The following is a 23,549-nucleotide window of genomic DNA, read 5'->3' on the forward strand; positions in this document are numbered from 1 at the left end:
TACAATTTCTGAACAGGAACCAAAAAGAACAGCCCTTCGGTTGACGCATACAAAAAAATCACCGGTCATAGCGGCCGGTGATTCCCTATCTTATGATTGCTTGGTAGATCATTTATTGTATATGGGTGATTTGGATTCCATCGCTCCACTCGTCATACCATTTCTTGATGTAAGGGCTTGGCTCCTCACCCATCTCATCCTTCAGCACTTGACGCAGCAGGCTGAATTGACGGTGTACCTGGGCTGGGTTCCCCTGCAAGCCGTATATTTTCATCAATGAAAAATAGGCCTTCTCTTCCAAGGGATGCAGCCTCTGGATCGAGGCGAAGCACAGTACCGCCTCTTCGAAGCGTTCCTGATCCACATACCATTCCGCCATGGATAACGATACGCTGAGCCACAGCTCCTTCAGTCTTTGACGCTCGCCTTCCGCCCACCAATAATCATATTCCTGCAGATAATCGCCCGTATACAGCTTCATCATTTCAAGATGGCCGTCTATCGAATCGGCCGACACCGAGGGGTTCGCCGTGAACCAGTTCTCCCACTCCTCGATGTCCAGCTGCACGTCTTCCACATTCAGCACATAGCCTTCCGTCGTGTTGGTGATTTGAAATCGGGTATCATAGGGCTCCAATGTTTTTCGGATATGATAAATGGCGGTATACAGCTGGGGATAGGCCTTATCCATGTCAAACTCCGGCCATAGCATATCGATCAGTGCCGACTTGCGCACCAGCTGCCCCCGATGCTGCAGCAAGTAAATGAATATTTCCTGGGCCCGGGTTGTCCGCCAATGAAGCATGGCGAATTGCCCCTGCTCGTTCGGCTGTTCGATCATAACCTGGCGGAACATCGTCATCCGAATTTTACGATTGGGGTTCAGGACCTCTTCCGGTCTGGACGCAATGCGACTTCGCAACCGCTCCATCGTTTTGGCTACTCGATCGATCTGGACCGGTTTGACGATATAATCGACGGCATTCAATTCAAATGCGGTAACTGCATATTCGTGATATCCCGTCACAAATACAATGCAGAGATGGGGCTTCTGCTCCAGCAGCTGCTCCGCCAGCTCGATCCCGTTCAATTCCGGCAAGCTGATATCCAAAAACACGATATCCACGTCCCTTGCAAGAATTTCCTTTCGCCCCTCAAAAGGATTCGTATACGTACCGATTACATCTATAGGCATGGTATCCAGTTTTAACAGCTGACGTTCTAAATACTTCAAGGCCAACGGTTCGTCATCTACGAGAATTACCTTCATTCATATAACTCCTTGGATTGGAAAAATACGGTCCTATGTAAACTATATTGATTCCTGCGCACGGTTGCAACAATCGAAAGCATGTTTATGACAATATTCTCTTATTTTTTCACTTGAAAAACTCATAATTCCAAGTATAATACTTGGTATAAACAGGTTATACGTTTTCTAAGGGGGCATTCAACATGGAACATGGCGATAAAGAACCGACATCTCTGTCCCTTGATGATTATCTGGATCTTCTCAATTTGGCGATTCGCTTGGAAGATCGGAAGTGGCAAGCAGACATCATTCGTACGCTTCACCACATGCAGGAATCGCTGGGCGAGGAACAAGCGAAGTCGGAGGAATGCACGGAACAGGAGCTGTGGCAATGCGTGGATCAAATCAATGAACGGATGTCTGCCCTGTATCATGAATTGAAAGCAACAGACGATAAAGATATACAGCGGAAGCTGCTGGACCAAATGTGGGAGCTGAAAATTGCCCGGGTTGAGGTTTTTCGAAAAATACGCTCGATTTATCAATAAAGAACAAAGACGATAACTCCTTAGGGGTATCGTCTTTGTTTGTTCCGGATGCCCACTGCGTCAGGATAAATCCAAATGGTAATGCACAAATTCATCGTCCCGCTTATATCCTGCGGATTCATACAGGCGTTGAGCGGCCGTGTTGTGAAGCTGCGTCGAGAGTGTCAAGCCTTTGGCCTTGGTCTGAACGGCGTGCGCACGGGCTTGATGAAGCAGTTCCCTTCCAATGCCAAGCCCGCGATATTCGGAATCCACGTACAGATCATTCAGAATCCACAACCTGGACATGGATAGCGACGAGAAGGATGGATATAATTGTAGAAAGCCTGGCGTGGCCAGGGATTCACAGCGGGTGCAGTCCGCTAAATATATGACGGAATCGCCATGGGTCAGCCTTTCCCTGATATATTCCCGGGCCCCGTCCAGATCATCTTCCCGATCATAAAATTGCCGATACTGATTCAACAGCGCTGCCGCTTTGTCCAGATCCTTCAGCTCTGCTTGATATATGCGAATCTCTGTCTTCACATCCTCCACACCCTTTTCGTCCCTTGTTTTCCCCAAGTGTACTGGATATCGGTTAAGGTTTGGAATGCAGAATACCATGAAGGGTTTGCACGTATCTTCATCTTCGCGCTGCGATGACTTCTCTTATGGACCTTAAATTTATTCTTCACGTATCGGTACTTAGATCGCACGTCCTACAATAACCAGATCCCGCTTGACTCCGTCAAGCTCCGCAACCGCTGGGAGAAGCCCCCACTGGTCGAAGCCGAACTTCTTCAACAGCTTGAGGCTTGGTTCATTATGACCGAATACGAATCCGACGAGGTTGCTGACGCGAAGACGCGGGCACTCCTCGATGGCCTTCTGGATCAATAGGCTGCCGGCACCAACGCCGCGATATTTCTCGTTAACGTAGATACTGATTTCAGCTGTCCCGTTATAGGCGGGACGGCCATAGAAGGATTGAAAGCTCATCCACGCAACCAGCCCGTCATCAGATCGCATGACCCAAAGAGGGCGAAAATCGTTGCTGTGCTCTTCAAACCAGCGTATGCGGCTCTCCACCGTGACCGGCTCCAGATCGGCCGTTACTTTTCTGCTTGAAATCGTTGAATTGTAAATGTCCACAATGGCCGGCAAATCCTCTTTGACGGCATAATCGATACGGTATGGATGCGTCACGATGCTCTACCTCCGAATAGATGTCTTTATTACGAGATCTATTGTACAAGAGGTAACGGAAAAACGCTTCTATTTTCTCAAGCCGCGATTCATTCACGAGGAAAACTTTACTTACGCGATGGAACGCGATACCCTTACATTAACGGCATGATGAACGTCTTTGAGTAAAGAAAGGAATGAACAGGATGAACGAACGATTGCAAAGTTTGCTGTTATCCATGAAGGATCAGGGCTGGGATCATGTCCTGGTGACAGACCCCAAGCATGTTTATTATTTGACCGGCTTTGCGAGCGATCCCCATGAGCGCTTTCTCGGCCTGCTCCTCTCCCCCGCCAATGATCCGGTGCTGATCGTGCCGGCATTGGACGCGAACGCGGCCGAGGCCGCTTCAACCGTGAAGAACATTGTCACGCATCAGGATACCGATAACCCTTACCTTTTGCTTAAGGAACAGATTCAAGGCAGCGCCGGAACGCTGGCGCTGGAGAAGGATCAGCTGACCGTCTCCCGCTATGAACAGCTGCGGCAACATGTGAACGCGGACCGCATCGAAGATGTCGGCATTGCGCTGCGGGATCTTCGGATTCGAAAGTCTGCCGAGGAAGTGAAGATCATCAAGAATGCGGTGAGGCTGGTCGAAGATGTTCTGACGCAAGGCATGGCCCGGGTAAAAATCGGCATCAGCGAGCTGGAGCTTGTCGCGGAACTGGAATACTTGATGAAAAAGCTTGGCGCGGACGCGCCCTCCTTCGCCACGATGGTATTATCCGGCCCCAACACCGCCTTGCCTCATGGCGTTCCGGGTGCGCGCCGAATCGAAGCAGGGGATCTGCTCATGTTCGATTTGGGAGTATACGCCGGCGGTTATGCGTCGGATATTACCCGTACCTTTGCGGTAGGCGATCTGAAGCCGGAAGCCGTTAACATCTATGAGACGGTTCTTGCTGCGAATCTGGCCGGGATTCAGGCCGTCAAACCCGGCGTGACCTATGGCTCGATCGACCAAGCGGCACGCAAAGTGATTGACGACGCAGGTTACGGCCATGCCTTCGTACATCGCCTGGGTCACGGGCTTGGCATGGATGTCCACGAATATCCATCCGTTCACGGGTTGAATCAGGACATATTGCAGCCTGGGGCGGTCTTCACCATCGAGCCCGGCATTTACCTGCAGGGCGTCGGCGGCGTGCGAATCGAGGACGATGTCATCGTGACCGGCGATGGCGTCGAGGTGCTGACCTCCTTCCCGAAAGAACTGACCGTCATCGGATAAAGCATGTTAAGCATGAAAAAAAGCCCGAATCACCGTTTCGCTTACGGTATTCGGGCTTTCTCTATTCACGCAGAAGAGCCATCTTGCAGGCAGAAACACTGCCTGCAAGATGGCTCCCCTGGATGCGTTCATTATGCCTGAACCATATCCAGTTCAATGTTGTCGTCGTTATACACGTCTTTATCCACTTCATTCATGACTTTCCCGGTAATCACGCCGGCCGTCATGGAGTCATTCACGTTCAGTGCCGTCCGTCCCATATCGATCAGCGGCTCGACGGAAATCAACAGGCCTGCCAAGGCAACCGGCAGGTTCATCGTGGAGAGCACGATGAGCGATGCGAAGGTAGCTCCGCCTCCGACACCCGCCACGCCGAAGGAACTGATCATAACGACCACGATCAAGGTCAGGATGAACGACCACGACGTCGGATCCACGCCGGCTGTCGGTGCAATCATGACGGCCAGCATGGCAGGATAAATGCCCGCGCAGCCGTTCTGTCCAATCGTGGCGCCAAACGATGCCGAAAGGTTCGCGATGCCTTCCGAGACGCCCAGCTTTTTGTTCTGGGTCTGCACGTTAAGCGGGATCGTAGCCGCGCTGGAACGCGACGTAAAGGCAAAGGTCAGCGTTGGGAACACCTTCTTGACATACTTGAACGGATTAAACCCGAATATCGCCAGCAGCACCAGATGGATAATGAACATGGCGATCAAGGCCACGTATGAAGCCAGAACGAAATCGATCAGATTCATGATCACCGCAAGATCGGTCGTGGCGATCGTTTTGGCCATCAGCGCCAGAATCCCGTAAGGCGTCAGACGAAGCACCAGCGTCACGATACGCATGACCACGCCGTATACGGCGGAGATCATGTTGCGGAAGGTCTCCGCCTGCTCCTTGTTTTTACGGTCCAACCCGAGCACGGCGATCCCGATGAATGCCGAGAATATGACGACCGCAATCGTCGAAGTTCTTCGTGCTCCCGTCATGTCGGCAAACGGATTGCTCGGAATGAAATCCAGAATTTGCTGCGGCAGCGTACGGCCCTCGACATCCCCGAGCCGTTCTTGCAGCAGCGCGCCCTGCTGCTCCTCGGCAGCGCCGCCCTGAATATTGACGGCGGACAAATCGAACGCCAGCGCGGTCGTAATTCCGACAGCGGCGGCTACCGCCGTCGTCAGAAGCAGCACCGTAATGATCAGTCCGCTCATTTTGCCCAGGTTCTTTCCGCCCTTCAGCTTCATGATGGCCGATATGATCGACACCATGATCAGCGGAATGACCATCATCTGCAGCAGTCTGACATAACCGTAGCCAACCAGATTAAACCAATCGGTGGATTTCACCACCACATCGGAGGTCGAAGTGTAGATGAGCTGCAGTGCCACTCCGAACAACACACCCAGTCCAAGTCCGGCAAACACGCGTTTGGTAAACGAGTAATGCTTTCTCTGCATCCAGTACAAAATACCGACCAGCAGAATCAGAACAAGGACATTGATGATAACCCAAAGCGTTTCCATCCTAATGATTCCTCCCATTCTATAAATAAGGATATACTGCGTCATCCTCATGTCATAAGTGCGCTAGTATGTATTCATATCCATTTCATAGCCCACTCTAAACATATCATTACCCGTTTGAGAAAATTCCTGTCAAAAACGTTATTTTTCTGTTGACGTGAATTATGTCGACTATGTTGATCGGAATACCACCGCATTGCTCTACCATCATATCATGTAAACTTCAAAAGGAGAACTACCAAAATTAACACAATCGTTTCGATCCATTCATTCAACGCCCCGTAGGTATCTCCCGTCAGTCCCCCGAGTCTTCGGCTCATCCGTTCGGCCGTCAAACTTCCAACGGCCCAGGCTGCCAACGGGATGACGAGGATTCCTCCGATTCCAATCGCCGCAAGATCCAGTGTGCTTGTCGTGCACCAGAGAAGGCCTATGACAACCAGCGTTAACAGGATCGCGACTATGCCTGCCAGCGACCTCCTTCTAACGGACAGTCCGTGAAACAAAGCTGCCAGTCCCTCGCTTCCCCGTGCCATCGGCCATCGATACATGGCGTGGACCATAAACCAGCGGCTCCAGACCGGAGCGAGCACCAGCAGCCACGCTTCTTGCTTCCATACCCCCTCAGACAAATCCCAAACGGACATGATTAAGGAAGCTTTCAGAAGGAGCAGCAGCATGCAGGCCATGACCCCCATCGCGCCTACCCGGCTATCCTTCATAATTTCAAGCATTCGTTCGCGCGACCGATGGCTCAGCAGCGCATCCGCGCTGTCCATCCAGCCATCGAGATGAAGCCCTCCGGTTAATGCTACCCATGCAGCCAGCAGGATGACGGCAGCAGGAAAGGAAGGCAGCACAAAGCTTAAGCCCAGTCCCAATGCGGCAACGATAACACCTATGACTGCCCCTACGAAAGGATAAAAAACGACGCTCCGCTGTTGAACTTCGGGTGTAAAGGGAATTTCCCTCCGCACGGGAAGCCTCGATAAAAATTGAAAAGCGGCCGCAGCCGCTTCGATCATCTTGCTCATATCCGATACTCCCTGCTCTTGATTTCCATTGGGATTCCCGCGGTCACCAGAAATACCTCGTCACAGACCTGGGCCAGTCGTTGATTCATGATCCCTGCCCAGTCGCGATAAATCCGGCCCAGCGGATATTCGGGTACAATCCCTGAACCCACTTCGTTTGTTACCAATATAACCATGCCCGGGTATACCTGAACCGCTCTTGCCAGCCTGTCGATTTGAAGCCCCAGCCGTTCTTCCATGACGGCCGTGCCTTCAGGTTCGGCCTGCAGCAGCACATTCGTAAGCCACAGCGTCAGGCAGTCCACTACCACCGCAGGGGCATCCGAGGCTGACTGGCCGAGCGTTTCCAGCAATTCGGGCAGTGCGACAGGCTCCTCCACCGTCTGCCAACCATAGGCTGAATCCTGCCTGCGGTCTTGATGAATCCGGATCCGTTCCCGCATCTCATCGTCATAGGCTTGCGCAGTCGCTATATATGTACCGGAATCGGCGCGCTTCATGCACAGCTTCTCCGCGAACGAGCTCTTCCCGCTCCTCGCTCCGCCCGTAACCAACACGCTTCCACGATGACTCATACGGCTCCTCCGCTGATGCCGGCGCTTTCAAACGTCGCCATCTCGTTCACGATCCTGCACGCCGCCTCGACCAGATGAAGGCACAGCACACCGCCCGTCCCCTCGCCAAGACGCATGTCCATTTGCAGCATCGGCTGGAGTCCCAGCTCTTTCAGCAGAAGAACATGCGCCTGTTCATGCGAAACATGGGAAGCAATCATATAAGGAAGGGCATCCGGGCAGATCGATTTGGCAACCAACGCCGCGGCACTGGATATGAATCCGTCAATGATGACAGGACATCCATGAGCAGCCGCCCCCAGAATCAATCCGGCCAATCCGCCGATTTCGAAGCCCCCGACTTTGGCCAGCACGTCGAGCGGGTCGGCGGCATGAGGCGCATTGACTTGTATCGCCCGTTCCACAACCCGAATCTTATGGTTCAGCCGTTCATCCGTCACGCCGGTTCCTCGTCCCACAACCTCGGATGGCTGCTTGCCGGACAGAACCGAGAAAATAGCCGCGCTTGGCGTCGTGTTCCCGATGCCCATCTCTCCGGTTACGAACATCTGCGTGCCTTGTTTAACCAGCTCTGCCGCCACCTCAGCTCCGGTCACTACGGATTGCAGCGCTTCTTCCCTTGTCATTGCGGGTCCTTTGGCCATATTGGCGGTTCCTCTGCCAATATTCCGGGACAGGAGCCTCTCATGGGTCAGCTCGGTCGCTACGCCGATATCCACGCAATGAACGTCTGCCCCCGCTTGACGGGCCAGCACGTTAATGGCCGCCCCTCCATTCAGGAAGTTCATCACCATTTGGGGCGTCACCTCGGCCGGAAATGCGCTGATTCCTTCATCACACACCCCATGATCGCCAGCCATGACAACCACGGATGTTTTGGTAAACGAGGGCTTCATTTTCCCCGTGATTCCCGCTAATTGGATCGCCAGCGACTCCAGCTTGCCCAAACTGCCCGGAGGCTTCGTCAACGTATCCAAATAGGCGGCGGTTTCCGCCTGCGCCTCGGCATCCAGCGGTTTAATGTTAGCGGTAATTCCCTTCAAACGACTTGTGAGTGTATCCGTCAATGAAACGGCCTCCTTCCTCTTGCTCCTAAATCTTACAACGCGGCTGAACCTGCGGCAACACCGCTTTAGGACCAGGTGCTGTTCGCCGTTAACAGCACCTGCGGAGCCCCATTCTCGGGATGGGTCACGATGGAGGGCTCCACCCGGAAAATCCGTCGGATATACGCTGCCGTCAGCACGTCCTCCGGCTTGCCCACCCCTGCGATCCGTCCCTGATCCAGAACCAGCAGCTTATCGCAGAATTGAGCAGCCAGATTGAGGTCATGCAGTACGCTGATCACCGTTATGCCGGACGAGTTCCGCCACTCCGCCACCATATCCATGAACTGAAGCTGATAGCGGATATCCAGATAGGTCGTCGGTTCGTCCAGCATCAGCAGCGAAGGCTCCTGGACCATCACCTTGCCCAAAGCGACACGCTGGCGCTGTCCTCCGCTTAACTCGGTAAGCCGGCGCTCCTCCAGGCCGTTCAGATCCAGCTTTCGAATAACGGCCTCGATAAGCGGGGCCGCATCCTTATCCTCACGGCCAAGCCAGTTCAAGAACGGGAATCGCCCCATCTCCAGCACGTCCCGGACGGTAAAATCGGTAGGGTCGAGTCCCTCCTGCTGCAGCACCGCCACGATTCGGGCCATTGCCTTCCGGTTATAGCGTCCAAGCTCCTTGCCCAGAAGCGTCACGCTTCCTTCCGTAGGACTCTCCACGCCGGATAACAGCTGCATGAGGGTGGACTTGCCGCTGCCGTTCGGTCCGATGATCCCCCACCATTCCCCTTCGGCAATGTGAAGGTCCACCCCGGATAGAATCGACGCCTTGCCATAGGCTTTGCCAAGCCCTTGGGCCGTAATCATGATAACCCCTCCCTGCGCCGTTTTTTGTTCCGGTACAGCAGATAAGCAAAGAACGGAGCGCCTATGAATGCCGTGACCACCCCGAGCGGGATTTCCGTCGGCGCCAAGACGGAGCGTGCTGCCGTATCGCACCAAACCATGAAAATCGCGCCGCCCAGCGCCGACAGGGGAACAATCACGCGGTAATCGGAGCCGGTGATCAGCCGAATCATATGCGGCACTACAAGCCCGACGAACCCGATCACGCCGGAAACCGATACGGCTGCCGCGGCAAGCAGGGTAGCGACGATCAGCACGCTGGTCTTCAGACGATCGACATTCAATCCCATATGAGCGGCCTGCCGTTCCCCGAGCGACAAAATGTTAAGCGCCCGCGACCTGCTCCATAGATATACGAAACCCACTGCAAAATACGGGAAAAGGATGGCCGTATACGACCATCCGCGCATGCTCAGGCTTCCCATCGTCCAGTACAGGATTTGGTTCACCGTATCTTTGGACATCACCGTCAGAAACGAAACGACGGCGCCCAGAAATGACTGCATGACCACCCCGGACAGGATGAGCCCATGGATCGGCAGTTTTCCTTGATCCCTTGCCAGCAGCAAAACAGCCCATAGGGTGCCTGCTCCGGTCAGAAACGCTACAACCGGCAGTGTGTAACCTCCGGCAAAGGAATATTCCATTCCGAAAAAAATCAGGGATGCCGCGCCAAGCGCAGCACCCGAGGACACACCGAGCGTAAACGGATCCGCCAGCGGATTGCGAAGCACGCCTTGAAAGGCGGCTCCGGCCACCGCCAGGGAGGCTCCAACAAGCATCCCGAGCAGGATCCGCGGCAATCTCACCTTCATCAGGATTTGCTCGGAGGAAGCTTCCCAGCCTGGAACGATGGAATCGCCGATTCCCGGCAGCCGGTGCAGCAGCATCGCTCCAATCTCTCTCACAGGCAGGTGAACGGAGCCGATTCCGAGACTGACAACCAAGGTTAGCAGTAAAAGGATCAGGCCGGCCGCACCGAATCCTGCAAGTTTTTTACTCATGGATTCATCAATTCCGGATAAACGGCCTTCGCCACTTCTATCAGTCCTTGCGTCACGCGCGGGCCCGGACGGCTGAGCAGATTGGCATCCACGGAAATAACCTGATCGTTCTTGATGGCTTCGATCTGATCCCAGCCGCCGCGCTCCTTGATCAGCTGATCCAATGTTTTCTTGGTGGCTTCGTCCACCACATCGTCCGTGTACAGAATAACGTCCGGGTTCGCGGCGATGATGTTCTCCTCGCTGATTTCGAACCAGCCTTCCGCATCGCCGGCTGCATTGACGCCGCCAGCTGCGGTAATGATCTCATCCATGAACTCGCCTTTGCCGACGGTCCATCCCGGAGAGAACTCCACGTACACTTTCTTCTTGTCTTCATCCTTCACGGATTTCACGGCTTCCGTAACGGCAGCCAATTCCTGCTTCATCTGATCGACGACCGCTTTCGCCTCGGCTTGACGGTCCGTAATTTGACCGATCAGCTCGATGTTCTCCATCACCGCATCAATGGTTTTCGGATCGTTGACGAACAGGGTAACGCCAAGCTCGCGCAATTTCTCGGCATTCTGGGCATTCATCGAAGCCGCGAATACCACATCGGCGTCGGCTGCGATGATCGCCTCTTCATTCACCTGGAACCCGCCCAGTTTAGGCTTGGATTTGGCCGCTTCGGGGTAATCGTCGTTATCGGATACGCCAACGATCTCCTCATCCAGTCCCAATGCAAACAGTTTTTCCGTCTCGGACGGAGTCAGGGACGCAATCTTGGTCGGCGCTTTCTCAAACGTCATTTCCACGCCCGTTGAATCCTTGACGGTCAGCGGATACGTGGTCTTAAGCTCTTCCGCCGAATCCGCCGGCGCTTCGTTATTCTGCTCTTGCTGCTGTGCCGGCGGCGTCGCATCCTTCGGTGCTGCTTCTTCGCCGCCGCAGCCGATCAAGGCCAGGGCCATCAGTATGGCTACCAGAAGTACGGACCATGTTTTGTTTAATGCTTTCATCTCTTGGAATCCCCCTAAACATAATTGAGAACCTGGCGCAATGTGTCTAAATTCCTTCGACCGATCCTTAACTGGTAAGAAACGTTCAATCTTCATACCCCTAAGAAGCAAAAATCCCCGACTCCTCGATGACAAGGACTCAGGGATTACGTTTGTATCATAAGGACGCCGGGATAACCGTTCAACGATGGCGCCTTAAACTTCCGTCCGCATGGCTCCATGCGTCCGGTAAACGTAATCCTCTCCTCGAAGGACCGTCTTTCATTCGCTGAGGGCAGGTCTCCTGACTTGCAGGTTGTAACGACTTCTCCGCCTTCCCAAGCGCTAAAGGCTCAGTGGCATATGGAAAAGTCCCTGCTTCACAGTGGCGGGACCGTGCCGGACTTGCACCGGCTTCCCTATTAACCCGGCAGAAAACAATAACGCCCTCTGTCCGGGACCCTCGCAAATCATATGAATTTATGGATGATAGGCCAAGCATGGTTTCTCTGCACAAGATTATAGGCGATAAACCATCCCCTTACAACTGAAAGTTTCGGGCGTTTCGATTGCGTCATGACACCGATTTAGCCCGTTATCGCCTATTCCGACCGAAATCATACGTTTTCGTTTTATTCGCTTAACCGTACGCCCCGCCAGCGTGCTCCGTCCCATGTCAGCTGCAGCTTGAGCACCTCGCCCGGCATAACCGACGTCGCCCAGAATTCCGTATCCGGCACGGTAGCCGCTGCCATCTCCCGAATAACGCCGCCGTGGGTGACCACGAGCACGTCAACGCCTTCAGCGCGCGTTTCACGGCCATCATCACCACGCCTGGCCTCTGCCTCTGCCTCTGCCTCTGCCTCTGCCTCTGCCTCTGCCTCTGCCTCTGCCTCTGCCTCTGCCTCTGCCTCTGCCTCTGCCTGCGCAAGGGTATCCGGAGCTTCCTCCATATGCAATAATTCCTTCACATCCAAATGCAATCCCGACAAAAAAGCCTGGACGCGGGAACCGAAAGCTTCCCAGCTCTCCCCGCTGGGCGGCGTAACTTCCGCGGGGTTATCGATCCAGCGCCGGTAGAGGGAATCCGTCTTCAAATCCTCGTAGGTCTTTCCTTCCCAATCCCCGAAATCCAGTTCGCGCAGCCGTGGGTCATATCGTACGCCCGGTATAAACTGGCCCAATATGTCATCATCAGGAACAGCACCCCTTTTTGAATCCGATAAGATCACATGGAGCGTCTGCCGGCAGCGGAGGAGATCGCTGCAATAGATCCGGACAAAATGCCTGCAGCGAAGTTCCTCCCGCAGCGGGAGGAGCTGTTCCCTTCCCTCAGCCAGAATTCCCTGGTCCTCATGGCCGAGATAACGGCGCTCCTCGTTCCACAACGTGCGGCCGTGGCGGACCAGATGCAGGATGATCCTCATATCCATAGGCTTCCTCCTGCCGCGGCAGCAAGTCCGAGCACCGCGGTACCCAGCATCGTAAACAAAACCGATACGCCCACAAGCAGACGGTTTGTCACCCGGATATCCTCCGCTTCGAGCGGTCGGTCGGGGTCCCCCATGAAAGCCCGGAACGAGATTACGCCTTGGTACGAATTTTCGCCTCCCAGGCGAATCCCCAGGGCACCGGCAACGGCCGATTCCGGGAAGCCGCTGTTCGGACTGGGATGCTTACGCGCATCTCGTTTAACCATCTTGATCGCTTGTTTCCACTGCAGCGAAAACATCGCCGCCGCAACGGTCAACAGCCCGGCGGTCAGGCGTGCCGGTATCCAATTGGCGAGATCGTCCAGCCGGGCGGAGGCCCAGCCTAAATGCAGGTACTTCTCGTTTTTATAACCGACCATGGAATCCAGCGTATTCACGGCGCGGTAGGCCATCGCAAGCGGCGCCCCTCCGATCAAGGCAAAAAACAGCGGAGCGATGACCGCGTCCACGATATTTTCCGCAACCGTCTCCACCGTCCCCCGCACAATTTCCGGCTCATCCAAATGGGCGGTGTCCCTCCCGACCACCATGCTGAGCGCTTGCCTGGCCTCGGCGATATTCCCGGAACGAAGATGGCCGTAGACCTCCAATCCGGCCTCGCGCAGCCCCTTGATCGCAATCGTAGTCGCAATGAGAACGATCTCCGCACCCCAGGCAAGCCAAGGATGAATCGCTGCGCACAGCTCCAGCAGCAGCCAAGCCAGCACGAAGGAGCCGCCGGCCACGATCACCGGCAGCAATATCCCCGCCCGCTTCAGTCCCTGGGCGGAAGTCGTCCGCTGGCGTATCCACCCTTCGACCCGGCGGATCGCCTTCCCCATGCCGATGACGGGATGCGGCAGCCATCTCGGATCTCCGATCAGCAAGTCCAGCGCGACCGCCGCCCATATGACCCATACGACGGTCATATCCGATCCTCTCTTTCGGCGGCGATGCTCTCCGTGACGCTGTCGTAGACAAGACGTCCGATCATGCCGCCCAGATCGGTCGCGGTTCCGGCATAATGATGATTCACGTCATAGGCTGAATTGCCGCTGACCGCAAGGACCATCGCATCCGTCGTCGTTCCCGTGGCGGCGGCTCCGGTTTCATGATCCTTCACCCCCAGGTCATGCAGCGCCGCGGCTTTCGCTTCCGCTGCCGTCAGCATGGCGTTCACCATGCAAGCCGGCGTCAGCCTTCCGTCCACCGCCAGCACGACATTGATCGTGCCCGGCTGGTAAGCCGCGAAGGTCGTGCGTCTCGACCCGGCGCGGGCAGCATTGCCCACGCCCGCGGTAGTACAGCATAGAACGGAAGCTTGCTCGCCCCGAGCTTCCCGAATGGAGGCATATTTCAGTTTTACCGCCGTCATCAATCCTGCCGTGGAATCGGTCGGATAGCCGTGCCCAGCCATAAAGCTAACCATATCGTTTATCGGATCGCTGCAATCGTAATGCTTGTCGACATAACGGTTCACGATATGGTCCAAGTGCAGAAAACCGCCGCCGTATACGGCGCTGCTTATGGACGCAGCCGGACTCGGAAGCGAGATCCGAATATGCGGATGCTGCTGCTCCGAATCCAAGGACACGATGGCTCCTGGCCATGCATCCGAGTTATATGGACGATTGCTGCCTTTCAGAAAAGGTACTGCCATGTTTTTTCTCTCCCTGCTCCTTAAATATCTGAACCAACTGTACCTGTAGCGTTCTTCATATGGATCTGCTGCTAGAAATCCCTAAGTCGCGTCAGCAGAAGGATTTCCAAGGACCTCCGCGGTTATCGCCAGCAGTCTGTCGTTAGATCCGGCGTCCTTAACGGCTAACCGGATGTGGCGCTCACCAAGGCCCGGGTACATGGCGCAGCTGCGAACGAGCACGCCCCGCCTGCCCATTTCCTGCTGGAACGTCCCTGCATTCCAGGGCCGTGGAAGCTCCATCAGCAGAAAATTGGCCTCCCCCGGCGTAACGTCAAGCCCCAGCGCTCGTAAACCATGTATCAGCTTCTCGCGTTCCACGCGAATCAATTGCAGCGTATCCAGTTCATATTCCCTGCCGCTGCCAAGACAAGCCTCTCCCGCAAGCAGCGCCAGTCCATTGACGCTCCACGTCACCTGTTTGCCTGCCATGGCGCGTATCACGTCGGGGTGGGCAACCGTATACCCGAGCCGCAGGCCCGGTATCGCATAAAACTTGGTCATCGACCGGACAATGATCGTCCGCGGATAGTCCAGCAGTTCCGGCATCAACGTCTGTCTGTCCTCCGGCGGAATGAAATCGATGAAGGCCTCATCCAGCACCAGCCAGGTCCCTTCTTGCTCAGCGCATGCCGCCAGCTCGCGAATTTCCTCCAGGCTGTACTGAACCCCGTTCGGATTGTTCGGCTGTCCCACAAATACGAGATCCGTGCAGGCGATCAGCTCCATCATATCCGCCTTGTCCGCACGCCAGTCCCGCTCCGGCTGACCGCACACGGAGCGGATGTCCGAACCAAATTTCAAGGACAACTCCCGGTATTCGGAAAAACAAGGATCGACCACGCCGACCGTTCGAGGTTGCAGGCCCAGCAGCAGCAATGCCATGCACTCTGCAGCTCCATTCCCGACAAGAATGCACTGGGCATCGGTGCCCAATTCCTCTGCGAGCAGCCTCTTGAATTCGCGGTGCCCCGGATCCGGATAACGAATCACCGCGCTCATCCCTTCTTCTAACGCTGCCATGACCCCTTGTGGCGGTCCTAGCGGGTTAATATTCGCGCTGTAATCCAGAAAAGCCGAGGCTGCCCTTCCATATGCAGCCGCCGCCGTCTCCACGTCCCCGCCGTGTCCGTACACCTCGATCAAAGGTTGGTTATTATCGCTCATAAGGGTTCCTCCCGTTCCATGCCCATGGCTCTTGCAAGCCCTGCCGTTATGTAATGCCATCATTATGTCGCTACCGTCCCTGACTCGTCAACATGGAATGCTTTGTCTCTGCCTTCAAATTGGTTTACAATAGTCTGGAAGCACCACATTTTGAATTGTGACGACGGAGGATGCTATGCTATTTATCGATAATCAGGGGATTCACGACCCATCCATCAACCTAGCGATTGAAGAATATGCGCTTAAGCACTTGTCCATGGACGAGAGCTACCTTCTCTTTTATATCAACAAGCCTTCCATCATCATCGGAAAGCATCAGAATACGATCGAAGAGATCAACCAGGAATACGTTCGCGACAACAACATCCAGGTTGTGCGCCGGCTGTCGGGCGGCGGAGCCGTGTACCACGATCTCGGCAACCTGAATTTCAGCTTCATTACGAAGGACGACGGCCAGTCGTTCCACAACTTCCTGAAGTTCACGCAGCCGGTCATCGACTTCCTGCAAAAGATGGGCGTGCCAGCCGAGCTCAGCGGACGGAATGACCTGCAGGTCGGCGAGAAGAAAATTTCGGGGAACGCTCAGTTCTCGACGCGGGGACGCATGTTCAGCCACGGCACGCTCATGTTCGATCTGAATCTGGATGACGTGCAGGCCTCGCTGAATGCCAATCCGGAAAAGTTCAAATCCAAGAGCACCAAGTCCGTGCGCAGCCGCGTAGCGAACATCAAGGAGCTGCTTGGCACCGACATGACCATTGAACAGTTCCGCGCGGAGCTGCTTCGCTCGATCTTCGGGATGGAACCGGATCAAGTACCGCAATACGTGCTTCAGGAGAAGGATTGGGAGATCATCAACCAGATTTCGAAGGAACGCTACCAGAATTGGGATTGGAACTACGGGCTGTCCCCTGAGAGCAACGTGAAGCATGCGAGGAAGTTCCCGGTGGGCATCATCGATATCCGCATGGACATCCGTGAAGGGCATATCGGAGAGATTAAAATTTACGGCGATTTCTTCGGCGTCGGCGATGTCGCGGATATCGAGAATCTGCTTCGCGGCAAACGGTACGAAGAAACGGCGGTGCGCACCGCGTTATCCGGCATCGACGTCAAGCATTACTTCGGCAACCTCGAGCTCGACGATCTGATCGGCCTCATCTTTCTTGAGGAATAGATCCGGCTGAAATCTAAATAAGCCTCTCGCCCCGTATGCATTGCATAAGGGCGGGAGGCTTTTTCATTGTAAAACTGCATATCCCGGATTTAAGAAGCCATAAACACGTACCAAACAAGGGCCAGCGTCAGCACAATGCAGGCATTCTCTACCGTGCGTCCCCATTTGCTTCCGGTGCTCATGATCTTCAGCTTGATTCTCCATTTGAACGGAGGAAGCGGACGGATTCCGCGGTTGGTCAGCGCATCTGCGAGCAAATGAATCGAGTAGGATAAACCGCCGGCAAACCATAGGCTTTCCCCGCCGATCTTGCCCTGTGACGCAAAATACAGCAGGCCCGTCCATCCGGCTGCGGCGTAGACGGTATGGGTTAACCCCCGATGGGTCACCAAGGAGCCTGCAATCAGCACGCTGCCTGCGATCGTATTCCATGGGCTGAAGCCCTGCCCGAAGGAAATCAGTCCCAAGCCGATCAGGAACATGACGACATGGCGCAGCGTCCGGCTCGGCAGGTACGAAACAACCCCGATCAGCCCGGCCAGGGCGATATTCCAAGGCGCATACTCCTTGCCGTAGAATACGACGAATATGGCGGCGCCAATCATCGCCAGCTGAAGAATTCGCAGCAGCCCGGAAGGAATCGCCTTGCGCACCAGCAGGGAGTTGGGCTCGTCGATGTCGGGAAGCAGCGAGCTGACCAAAGCCACTGCCGCGGCAGGCAGCGTGACAGGCACTCCGCTCATGCCCATGACGGATAACGTGACCCCTGTGCTGATAATCAAATGAGCTCTGCCCATCATGATGACATTCTTCCTTTCTAAGCTCAATGCTGACTATGGAATCGATGGATCGCTTTCCGATCTCCACGTCCGATAGCCCAGGGTCATGAGAATATACGTTCGGTTCATTAGTATAGCAAAATCATCCTCTTTTTGTCTACCCCTTCCACTTTTGCAGGCTTAAAAATGGTTGTCCGATCCGCTCATATGGGATACAATTTGATCACTTGCCCATGGCTTACGCCCGGGGACGAAAGTACGGGAAGCTGCAATTTGAGTTTCGCATCATCGGAAAGGATGACTACCTAGTGAATCGCTCACGTATCGCCGACATCAGCCTGCTTCTGGTGGCCATGATGTGGGGCTCCACGTTCCTCATCGTTCAGTATGCGGTGCGCGTCCTCCCGCCTATGGCCTTTAATTCGGCCCGCTTTCTGGGAGCGGCCCTGCTCCTCGCATTGATCATCACCCTCTTTTACCGGAATCAGTGGAAGCTAATATCCGGCAGGATGCTGCTGCATGCTTGCCTGCTCGGTCTTTTTTTGTTTATCGGCTATGCCTTTCAAACGGCGGGCCTTCTGTACACGACCACGTCCAATGCAGGTTTCATTACCGGCTTGTCCGTCGTGCTGGTGCCTTTCATATCGTACGCGCTGTTAAAGCACTCCATCTCCAGATTCACTTGGATCAGCGCCTTGCTTGCTGCAGCGGGCCTGTACCTGCTCACCTTCGCCGGATCCGGCATGAGCCTGAACAAGGGCGATGTGCTCGTATTCGTTTGCGCCATCGGTTTTGCGCTCCATATCGGTTATACGGGCGTTTATGCCGGCCGATATCCCTCCCTGCTGCTGGCAGCGCTCCAGATGGCCGTCGTTGGGGTATTCAGCCTGATAGCTTCCGCTTTAACCGAACATGTGGGCAATGCATCGGATCTGATGGAGAAGCTGACCGAGCCGAACGTGCTGTGGGCGCTCGCTGTATCCATCGGCCCTACCAGCGCATTCGCCTTCTGGATCCAAACCGTCTGCCAAAAATACACGACGCCGTCCAGGGTAGCCATCATCTATGCAACGGAGCCCGTATTCGCGGCACTGACGGGAATTCTGTTTGCCGGAGAACGGCTTACGCTTTTCGGCGGCATCGGTTGCCTGTGCATTTTGGCGGGAATGGTGATTGCGGAATTGAAGTCTGCGCCACAGAAGGTACAATAGAGTATAGACAGAGACAGAATCAAAAAGGAGAGATACCCATGACAACTTACAAATTGATGGCCATCGACATTGACGACACCCTGATCAATGACGATAAGGAAGTAACCCCAGGCGTCCAGCAGGCGCTTGAGCAAGCGGTCGCCCACGGCGTTGTCGTGACGCTGGCAACCGGACGAGCCTATGCGTCAGCCCAGGCGATTGCCCGTCAAACCGGACTCAACGTTCCCATCATCACCTACCAAGGTGCCTTGATCAAAAATCTGCTCGACGAAAAGGTTCTTTACGAACGCTTCGTTCCCGCCGACGCTGCCGTAAAGCTGTTTGAATACTGCGTGGAGCACAATCTGCATCTGCAAACCTACATCGATGACAAGCTGTATGCCCGCGAAGAGAATCAGAAGCTGATCGATTACTGCGCCCTGAACCGGACGCCTTATTATATCGAGCCTGATTTTATGACGATGGTTCAAAAACCGACGCCGAAAATGCTCATTATTGACGATCCCGACTATCTCGACGAATTGATCCCTATATTCCGCGAGCTGCTTGGCGATGAAGTGCATATTACCAAATCCAAGCCGCATTTTCTGGAGTTCATGCATAAGGAAGGCACGAAGGGACATGCGCTGACCTTCCTGGCCGATCATTTTGGCTGCGACCTCAAGGAAACCATCGCTGTCGGCGACTCCTGGAACGATCACGAAATGCTGGAGGCAGCCGGACTTGGCGTCGCTATGGGCAATTCGATTGAACCGCTTAAGGCGATTGCCGATTACGTTACGCTGGGGAATAACGAAGACGGCGTGAAGCATGTCATTGATAAATTCGTGCTCAACCAAGGTTAATACGAAATATAACTAGCCGCGCAAACAAGCCTCCATGATATCCATGGGGGCTTGTTCCTGTCCATAAACCGGGCCAATGCGGTGCCCTAACCGGTTCCTTGGGAAGCGCAAGGCCGCCGGGGCCTGTCCATCATTCCCGATCCGGGTTAAATGTAAGAATCGGCTTCAGAAGAGCCGCATCGTCGAACTCCAGCAAGCCTACCTCCATGCACAGCTCCATCAGTTTATGAATGCCGTTGAATTGCTGCAGATTTCGTTGATGAATGACCGACAACGCTTCGCGGACCAATTTTTTGGCCTGCTCAATGCTCTGATGCTCCACGGCCTGAATAATCTCCTTGATGCTCTCCAGGTAATACACGGTCCGCCTTAGCGAGCGAATCAGCAAAATCTGCCGGACATGCGAGGGGCTGTACAGCCGATATCCATTCTCCGGGTTCCGATCGGGGGTGATCAAGCCTTCCTTCTCCCAGTGACGAATGGCGGACGACTCCACGTTGGTCAATTCAGCCACTTCGCCGATCGTCATATGAGCCTTCAGCTTTTTATCCCTGATGCTGTCAAGCTCGGGATTCTCAAGCAGGGCAAGCGTTTCGTCCGCAATGGTCTTTTCCTGCTGCAGTTTGACCTGCTCCCCGTTGACGAGCCAGAGGGCTTCATCCATCTCCCTCTTCTGGATATGGCGAATCACTTCATAAGTTACGGCATAACCGAACCCGGGGAACATGGCGCGCAGACACCGGAAATAGGCGAGATGCATCTTCGTGTATAGACGGTATCCCTTCTCGTTCCGTTCAGGTGAGGGCACCACTCCCCAAGATTCGTAATGCCTTAAAGCACTCGTACTGATATGCAGCTCTTTGGCGATGTCTTTCGGCTTGTAGTAATGCATGCCGTCCCCTCCCCGACCACGATTGAGAACCTACTTTACCAGAATCGCGGGCCATTGGCAAACCTTAAATCAAAACATTAAAGTGCTCTGATAAGGTTTGTGCACTAACAACTTGGATGCGATTGAATTTGGCGACCGGCAGCTTCTCACTTGCATCAATGTAGTATATTGGTTGGTGTAGAGGCAAGTTGAACTTATTCTTAACAGCGGGAGGCTGATCATGATGAATATGCACATAACCGAGGAAGTTCCGCAGCTTAAGGAATATATCGATCTCAGATTCGATGCAGGGCTGCCTGTACTCGAGGAATCGATCGCAGAGACGGCTCTCAACCGCAGCCTGCTCTCCCTCCTTGTCCGGGACGGCAGTAACCGGCTGATCGGTATGGGGAGGGTGATTGGCGACGGCGCTTTGTATTTTCAACTGGTAGATGTTATGGCCGCGGCCTCCGCTCGGGATTACGGGCTTGAAGAAGCAATCGTGTCCGAACTGATCGCCCGCCTGAAAAAAACAGCGCCAAGCGGAGCCGAGGTCACCGTCATCACGGACGTTCCCGGAATCAAGCTGTACCAACATGCCGGCTTCAAGCTGCTGTACCCTGAGCGATACGGCATGGCCAAACCTGTGTGAGAGATATCCCAGCATGCGACTTCAAGCGGCAATCCTGCCTTATATTCACGCTATAGGTCTCCGCACGGGGGCCGTCGGTCCGCACACATGGCTGGACTAACTACTCCATATTTTCATTTATTTAATCTCACCGTCATCCCCGCCACCGCCACACGGACTCCCTCCGGCAGAGGCAGCTCTTTCCGAACGTCGACGTCATGCGACATATGGGTATACACCGTTTGGCGAGGTTTTACCTCGGCGAGCAGCTCTGCCGCTTCCTTCATATCATAGACGGAACGGGTCTCGAATTTGGCGGTTTCATGAACAAAGCTGGTTCCCAGCACCAGGAGATCCACGCCTTTCAGCGGCTTCTTTTCCTCCAGGCTGAGATGAATCGAATCCGAATTGTATACCCATGTGTACCCGTCCTTCTGGAACCGGTAGGCGTAGGAGTACCCGTTCTTGCCATGGTTTACTTTCCAGCACGAAATCTCCCAGCCAGCTAATGTAAATCCATCATCGACTGGCGTCATCTCCATCTGCCGCGGAAGCCACGGATACTGCCGGACAATCTGGTCCAGCACCTCGGCTGGTGCGTATAGCCGGCCTTTTTCCCTCTGCCATCTGCAGGCATCGCTCCATTCCGGAAGGCCTCCGATATGATCAAAGTGGGCGTGCGTAATCAGCATGTCGCTCATTTTTCGAATCCCGAGCCCCTCCATCATGCCGCGCCAATCCGGACCGCAGTCGATCATGAAGGACGTTTCGCCGCACTCCACCATCACCGAGGAGCGCAATCGCCGGTTCACGCCCGTACTCCTCGCTTCCGTGCATACCTCGCAATCGCAATATACCCGTGGGACGCCCATCGCATCCCCGGTTCCCAGAAAAGTTAATGTATCTCCGCTCACACGTATCCCCCATTTTTATGTATTGGATTCCTTCACGGTTAAGCAAACCTTATTCCTTTATTGTATTAGCGCACGAAGAAAAAAACAAAGACCGCCGGGCTCATCCCGAACGGTCTTTCGTCATTTATGTCATACGATCGATATGGCTATGATAGCAATTCATTAAGCAAACGAGGGCTTATTATCGTCAACAGCTCCGCTGATGACCTTGACGTACTTCTTATCCACACCTTCCACGGAAGGACCGACATATACACTGCTCTTGCTTGAGCGTCTGACCGAGCGCTTCCGGGATTTCAGCGTACTCATCATCGGTACGGGCCCCCGAACCACCCAGCTGCTGCCATTGGCGGACCCCTGCGGATGACCTGACGTTCTCTTCTTCTCATTCCTGCTCACGACGAATCCCCTCCAACTAAATGCCTGATGGTACGAAGCAGCTCACGATTCTGTTCCACAACCTCCGCGAGATCTTCATCCGTAAGAATCTCATGTCCCGTAAAATGCACGGACAATACATGATTTACACCTAAAGGATAGCAGAACACATACACCTGCGCAACTTCCTCTTCGTGATAAAATGCCCATTTTCCACTATTATAGACATCAATCACGTAAATCGACTGGTTGCTTGGCGAATGATCCTTTTTCCCATCGAACGGGAAATACCGTCCTTTACCTACATTACCCCCAATTTGGGCAATGCCTTCATCTCTTCGTCCCCAAAAGGCTGCGCCGGTCACCCGGAAATCCCCTGCAGCCGGCGGGAGCAAGGAGTTTCGGACGGCTTCACTCAGTGCATGATATTTTTCCGCTTCATCGCTCACATGCACGTTTCGGTTATATTCCCAGAAAAAATGCAGCACGCTTTGCTTGCGTCTCAGCTCCGCATCCTTCTGTTCAATCAATGTGCTCGGGTTGTTATAGAACCCTTCGGTTTCGATCGCGCTCAGAATATGTCCGCAGGCGACATCGACGGCAGATTTGTAATCATCGTCGCTTCGAAGCTCGTATTCGAGCAGCGTAATGCCCTGCAGGTCGGAGAGTAGGTGATAATCCTTAACGATCACGTCTTGAACGGAACTGCTGTCTGCCTCTACCTGATCCGGAATGATGCAGTATACCCTTCGCCGCCCGAGCCTTCCCCAGTACAGCCCCATCTCAAACAACGTGTTGTCGCGGGTAACAAATACATGTTTGCCTCGAATGAGCGCCACATCATCCGGAGAAAAGACGAACACACCAAAATCACTGGACGCCAGCTGCTTCTCCAAAGCTTCCATCGTATACATATTCGCTCCGAACGTACCTCCGTACCAAGGCGTCACTTGGGCGGAGCGTTTGATCTGTTCGTGGATCGCCCTTGCATACTTGATGGCCTCTCTGGAAGAACCTATGAATAAATTCGGCTTCGGTATGGTCATAGGCACATCCTATTCTCCCTT

General features: G+C 54.3%; 25 protein-coding genes and 1 riboswitch. Of the genes, 6 read left to right on the plus strand and 19 right to left on the minus strand.

Annotated features, from left to right (window positions below):
- Window positions 1-112 precede the first annotated feature (112 nt).
- Window positions 113-1,270 (minus strand): response regulator, encoded by a 1,158-nt coding sequence (locus tag GYMC10_RS25560; RefSeq protein WP_015737174.1) that lies wholly within the window; start codon window positions 1,268-1,270, stop codon window positions 113-115.
- 185 nt (window positions 1,271-1,455) lie between these two features.
- On the opposite strand from GYMC10_RS25560, the gene GYMC10_RS25565 reads away from it, so the two are divergent.
- Entirely contained in the window at window positions 1,456-1,800 is a 345-nt protein-coding gene (locus tag GYMC10_RS25565; RefSeq protein ID WP_009589352.1) for a hypothetical protein, read from the plus strand.
- A gap of 60 nt (window positions 1,801-1,860) precedes the next feature.
- Here the strand turns inward: GYMC10_RS25565 and GYMC10_RS25570 are convergent, their stop codons facing one another.
- Both GYMC10_RS25570 and GYMC10_RS25575 read right to left on the minus strand, forming a co-directional pair.
- Complete coding sequence (locus GYMC10_RS25570) at window positions 1,861-2,337, minus strand: GNAT family N-acetyltransferase (protein WP_015737175.1); 477 nt, start codon at window positions 2,335-2,337, stop codon at window positions 1,861-1,863.
- Between the two features lie 150 nt (window positions 2,338-2,487).
- Window positions 2,488-2,988, minus strand: a complete 501-nt coding sequence (locus tag GYMC10_RS25575; protein WP_009589361.1) for a GNAT family N-acetyltransferase — start codon at window positions 2,986-2,988, stop codon at window positions 2,488-2,490.
- 185 nt (window positions 2,989-3,173) lie between these two features.
- On the opposite strand from GYMC10_RS25575, the gene GYMC10_RS25580 reads away from it, so the two are divergent.
- Complete coding sequence (locus tag GYMC10_RS25580; protein WP_015737177.1) at window positions 3,174-4,262, plus strand: M24 family metallopeptidase; 1,089 nt, start codon at window positions 3,174-3,176, stop codon at window positions 4,260-4,262.
- A 131-nt stretch (window positions 4,263-4,393) separates the two neighbouring features.
- On the opposite strand, the gene GYMC10_RS25585 is transcribed toward GYMC10_RS25580, so the two are convergent.
- The 11 genes from GYMC10_RS25585 to cobD form a co-directional block, all read right to left on the minus strand.
- Window positions 4,394-5,788 carry an L-cystine transporter gene (locus GYMC10_RS25585; RefSeq protein WP_015737178.1) on the minus strand — a complete coding sequence of 465 codons (1,395 nt, stop codon included), beginning with the start codon at window positions 5,786-5,788 and terminating at the stop codon, window positions 4,394-4,396.
- Window positions 5,789-6,000: 212 nt separating this feature from the next.
- Window positions 6,001-6,822, minus strand: coding sequence for an adenosylcobinamide-GDP ribazoletransferase (cobS, locus tag GYMC10_RS25590; protein WP_015737179.1), 822 nt, complete (start codon window positions 6,820-6,822; stop codon window positions 6,001-6,003).
- Window positions 6,819-7,397, minus strand: a complete 579-nt coding sequence (cobU, locus tag GYMC10_RS25595) for a bifunctional adenosylcobinamide kinase/adenosylcobinamide-phosphate guanylyltransferase (RefSeq protein ID WP_015737180.1) — start codon at window positions 7,395-7,397, stop codon at window positions 6,819-6,821. The genes cobS and cobU overlap by 4 nt, the downstream gene beginning before the upstream one ends.
- Window positions 7,394-8,464 carry a nicotinate-nucleotide--dimethylbenzimidazole phosphoribosyltransferase gene (gene cobT / locus GYMC10_RS25600; RefSeq protein ID WP_015737181.1) on the minus strand — a complete coding sequence of 357 codons (1,071 nt, stop codon included), beginning with the start codon at window positions 8,462-8,464 and terminating at the stop codon, window positions 7,394-7,396. The genes cobU and cobT overlap by 4 nt, the downstream gene beginning before the upstream one ends.
- A 65-nt stretch (window positions 8,465-8,529) precedes the next feature.
- Window positions 8,530-9,315, minus strand: coding sequence for an ABC transporter ATP-binding protein (locus GYMC10_RS25605; protein WP_015737182.1), 786 nt, complete (start codon window positions 9,313-9,315; stop codon window positions 8,530-8,532).
- Complete coding sequence (locus GYMC10_RS25610; RefSeq protein ID WP_015737183.1) at window positions 9,312-10,358, minus strand: FecCD family ABC transporter permease; 1,047 nt, start codon at window positions 10,356-10,358, stop codon at window positions 9,312-9,314. The genes GYMC10_RS25605 and GYMC10_RS25610 overlap by 4 nt, the downstream gene beginning before the upstream one ends.
- Window positions 10,355-11,359 (minus strand): ABC transporter substrate-binding protein, encoded by a 1,005-nt coding sequence (locus GYMC10_RS25615; RefSeq protein WP_015737184.1) that lies wholly within the window; start codon window positions 11,357-11,359, stop codon window positions 10,355-10,357. The genes GYMC10_RS25610 and GYMC10_RS25615 overlap by 4 nt, the downstream gene beginning before the upstream one ends.
- Window positions 11,360-11,614: 255 nt before the next feature.
- A riboswitch (cobalamin riboswitch) is annotated at window positions 11,615-11,818 on the minus strand.
- A 152-nt stretch (window positions 11,819-11,970) separates the two neighbouring features.
- The gene (locus GYMC10_RS25620) at window positions 11,971-12,771 is read right to left on the minus strand and encodes a histidine phosphatase family protein (RefSeq protein ID WP_015737185.1); all 801 of its coding nucleotides are present in this window, start codon (window positions 12,769-12,771) and stop codon (window positions 11,971-11,973) included.
- On the minus strand, window positions 12,762-13,739 hold the full coding sequence (gene cbiB, locus GYMC10_RS25625) for an adenosylcobinamide-phosphate synthase CbiB (RefSeq protein ID WP_015737186.1): 978 nt from the start codon (window positions 13,737-13,739) through the stop codon (window positions 12,762-12,764). The genes GYMC10_RS25620 and cbiB overlap by 10 nt, the downstream gene beginning before the upstream one ends.
- The gene (locus GYMC10_RS25630) at window positions 13,736-14,470 is read right to left on the minus strand and encodes an adenosylcobinamide amidohydrolase (RefSeq protein WP_015737187.1); all 735 of its coding nucleotides are present in this window, start codon (window positions 14,468-14,470) and stop codon (window positions 13,736-13,738) included. The genes cbiB and GYMC10_RS25630 overlap by 4 nt, the downstream gene beginning before the upstream one ends.
- 81 nt (window positions 14,471-14,551) lie before the next feature.
- On the minus strand, window positions 14,552-15,676 hold the full coding sequence (cobD, locus tag GYMC10_RS25635; protein WP_015737188.1) for a threonine-phosphate decarboxylase CobD: 1,125 nt from the start codon (window positions 15,674-15,676) through the stop codon (window positions 14,552-14,554).
- 175 nt (window positions 15,677-15,851) lie between these two features.
- Between cobD and GYMC10_RS25640 the strand changes: the two genes are divergently transcribed.
- The gene (locus tag GYMC10_RS25640; protein ID WP_015737189.1) at window positions 15,852-16,853 is read left to right on the plus strand and encodes a lipoate--protein ligase; all 1,002 of its coding nucleotides are present in this window, start codon (window positions 15,852-15,854) and stop codon (window positions 16,851-16,853) included.
- Between the two features lie 89 nt (window positions 16,854-16,942).
- Here the strand turns inward: GYMC10_RS25640 and GYMC10_RS25645 are convergent, their stop codons facing one another.
- Window positions 16,943-17,653 carry a metal-dependent hydrolase gene (locus tag GYMC10_RS25645; protein ID WP_015737190.1) on the minus strand — a complete coding sequence of 237 codons (711 nt, stop codon included), beginning with the start codon at window positions 17,651-17,653 and terminating at the stop codon, window positions 16,943-16,945.
- 287 nt (window positions 17,654-17,940) lie between these two features.
- On the opposite strand from GYMC10_RS25645, the gene GYMC10_RS25650 reads away from it, so the two are divergent.
- A complete protein-coding gene (locus GYMC10_RS25650; protein WP_015737191.1) occupies window positions 17,941-18,843 on the plus strand; it encodes a DMT family transporter in 903 nt (300 codons plus the stop codon).
- Between the two features lie 38 nt (window positions 18,844-18,881).
- Window positions 18,882-19,688: a Cof-type HAD-IIB family hydrolase gene (locus tag GYMC10_RS25655; RefSeq protein WP_015737192.1), complete on the plus strand. Its 807-nt coding sequence runs from the start codon at window positions 18,882-18,884 to the stop codon at window positions 19,686-19,688.
- A gap of 130 nt (window positions 19,689-19,818) precedes the next feature.
- Here GYMC10_RS25655 and GYMC10_RS25660 read toward each other — a convergent pair whose 3' ends face one another.
- Window positions 19,819-20,580 carry a TioE family transcriptional regulator gene (locus GYMC10_RS25660; protein ID WP_015737193.1) on the minus strand — a complete coding sequence of 254 codons (762 nt, stop codon included), beginning with the start codon at window positions 20,578-20,580 and terminating at the stop codon, window positions 19,819-19,821.
- A 220-nt stretch (window positions 20,581-20,800) separates the two neighbouring features.
- Here GYMC10_RS25660 and GYMC10_RS25665 point away from each other — a divergent pair, with 220 nt between their 5' ends.
- Window positions 20,801-21,211: a GNAT family N-acetyltransferase gene (locus GYMC10_RS25665; RefSeq protein WP_015737194.1), complete on the plus strand. Its 411-nt coding sequence runs from the start codon at window positions 20,801-20,803 to the stop codon at window positions 21,209-21,211.
- A 113-nt stretch (window positions 21,212-21,324) separates the two neighbouring features.
- Here GYMC10_RS25665 and GYMC10_RS25670 read toward each other — a convergent pair whose 3' ends face one another.
- From GYMC10_RS25670 to GYMC10_RS25680, 3 genes are all read right to left on the minus strand, one after another.
- Entirely contained in the window at window positions 21,325-22,062 is a 738-nt protein-coding gene (locus tag GYMC10_RS25670; RefSeq protein ID WP_186326542.1) for an MBL fold metallo-hydrolase, read from the minus strand.
- A gap of 204 nt (window positions 22,063-22,266) precedes the next feature.
- Window positions 22,267-22,503 (minus strand): hypothetical protein, encoded by a 237-nt coding sequence (locus GYMC10_RS25675; protein WP_009589256.1) that lies wholly within the window; start codon window positions 22,501-22,503, stop codon window positions 22,267-22,269.
- Entirely contained in the window at window positions 22,500-23,528 is a 1,029-nt protein-coding gene (locus GYMC10_RS25680) for a TIR domain-containing protein (protein ID WP_015737196.1), read from the minus strand. The genes GYMC10_RS25675 and GYMC10_RS25680 overlap by 4 nt, the downstream gene beginning before the upstream one ends.
- Window positions 23,529-23,549 lie beyond the last annotated feature (21 nt).

The sequence above is a fragment of the Paenibacillus sp. Y412MC10 genome, from assembly GCF_000024685.1.
Taxonomy (GTDB): Bacteria; Bacillota; Bacilli; order Paenibacillales; family Paenibacillaceae; genus Paenibacillus_AQ; species Paenibacillus_AQ lautus_A.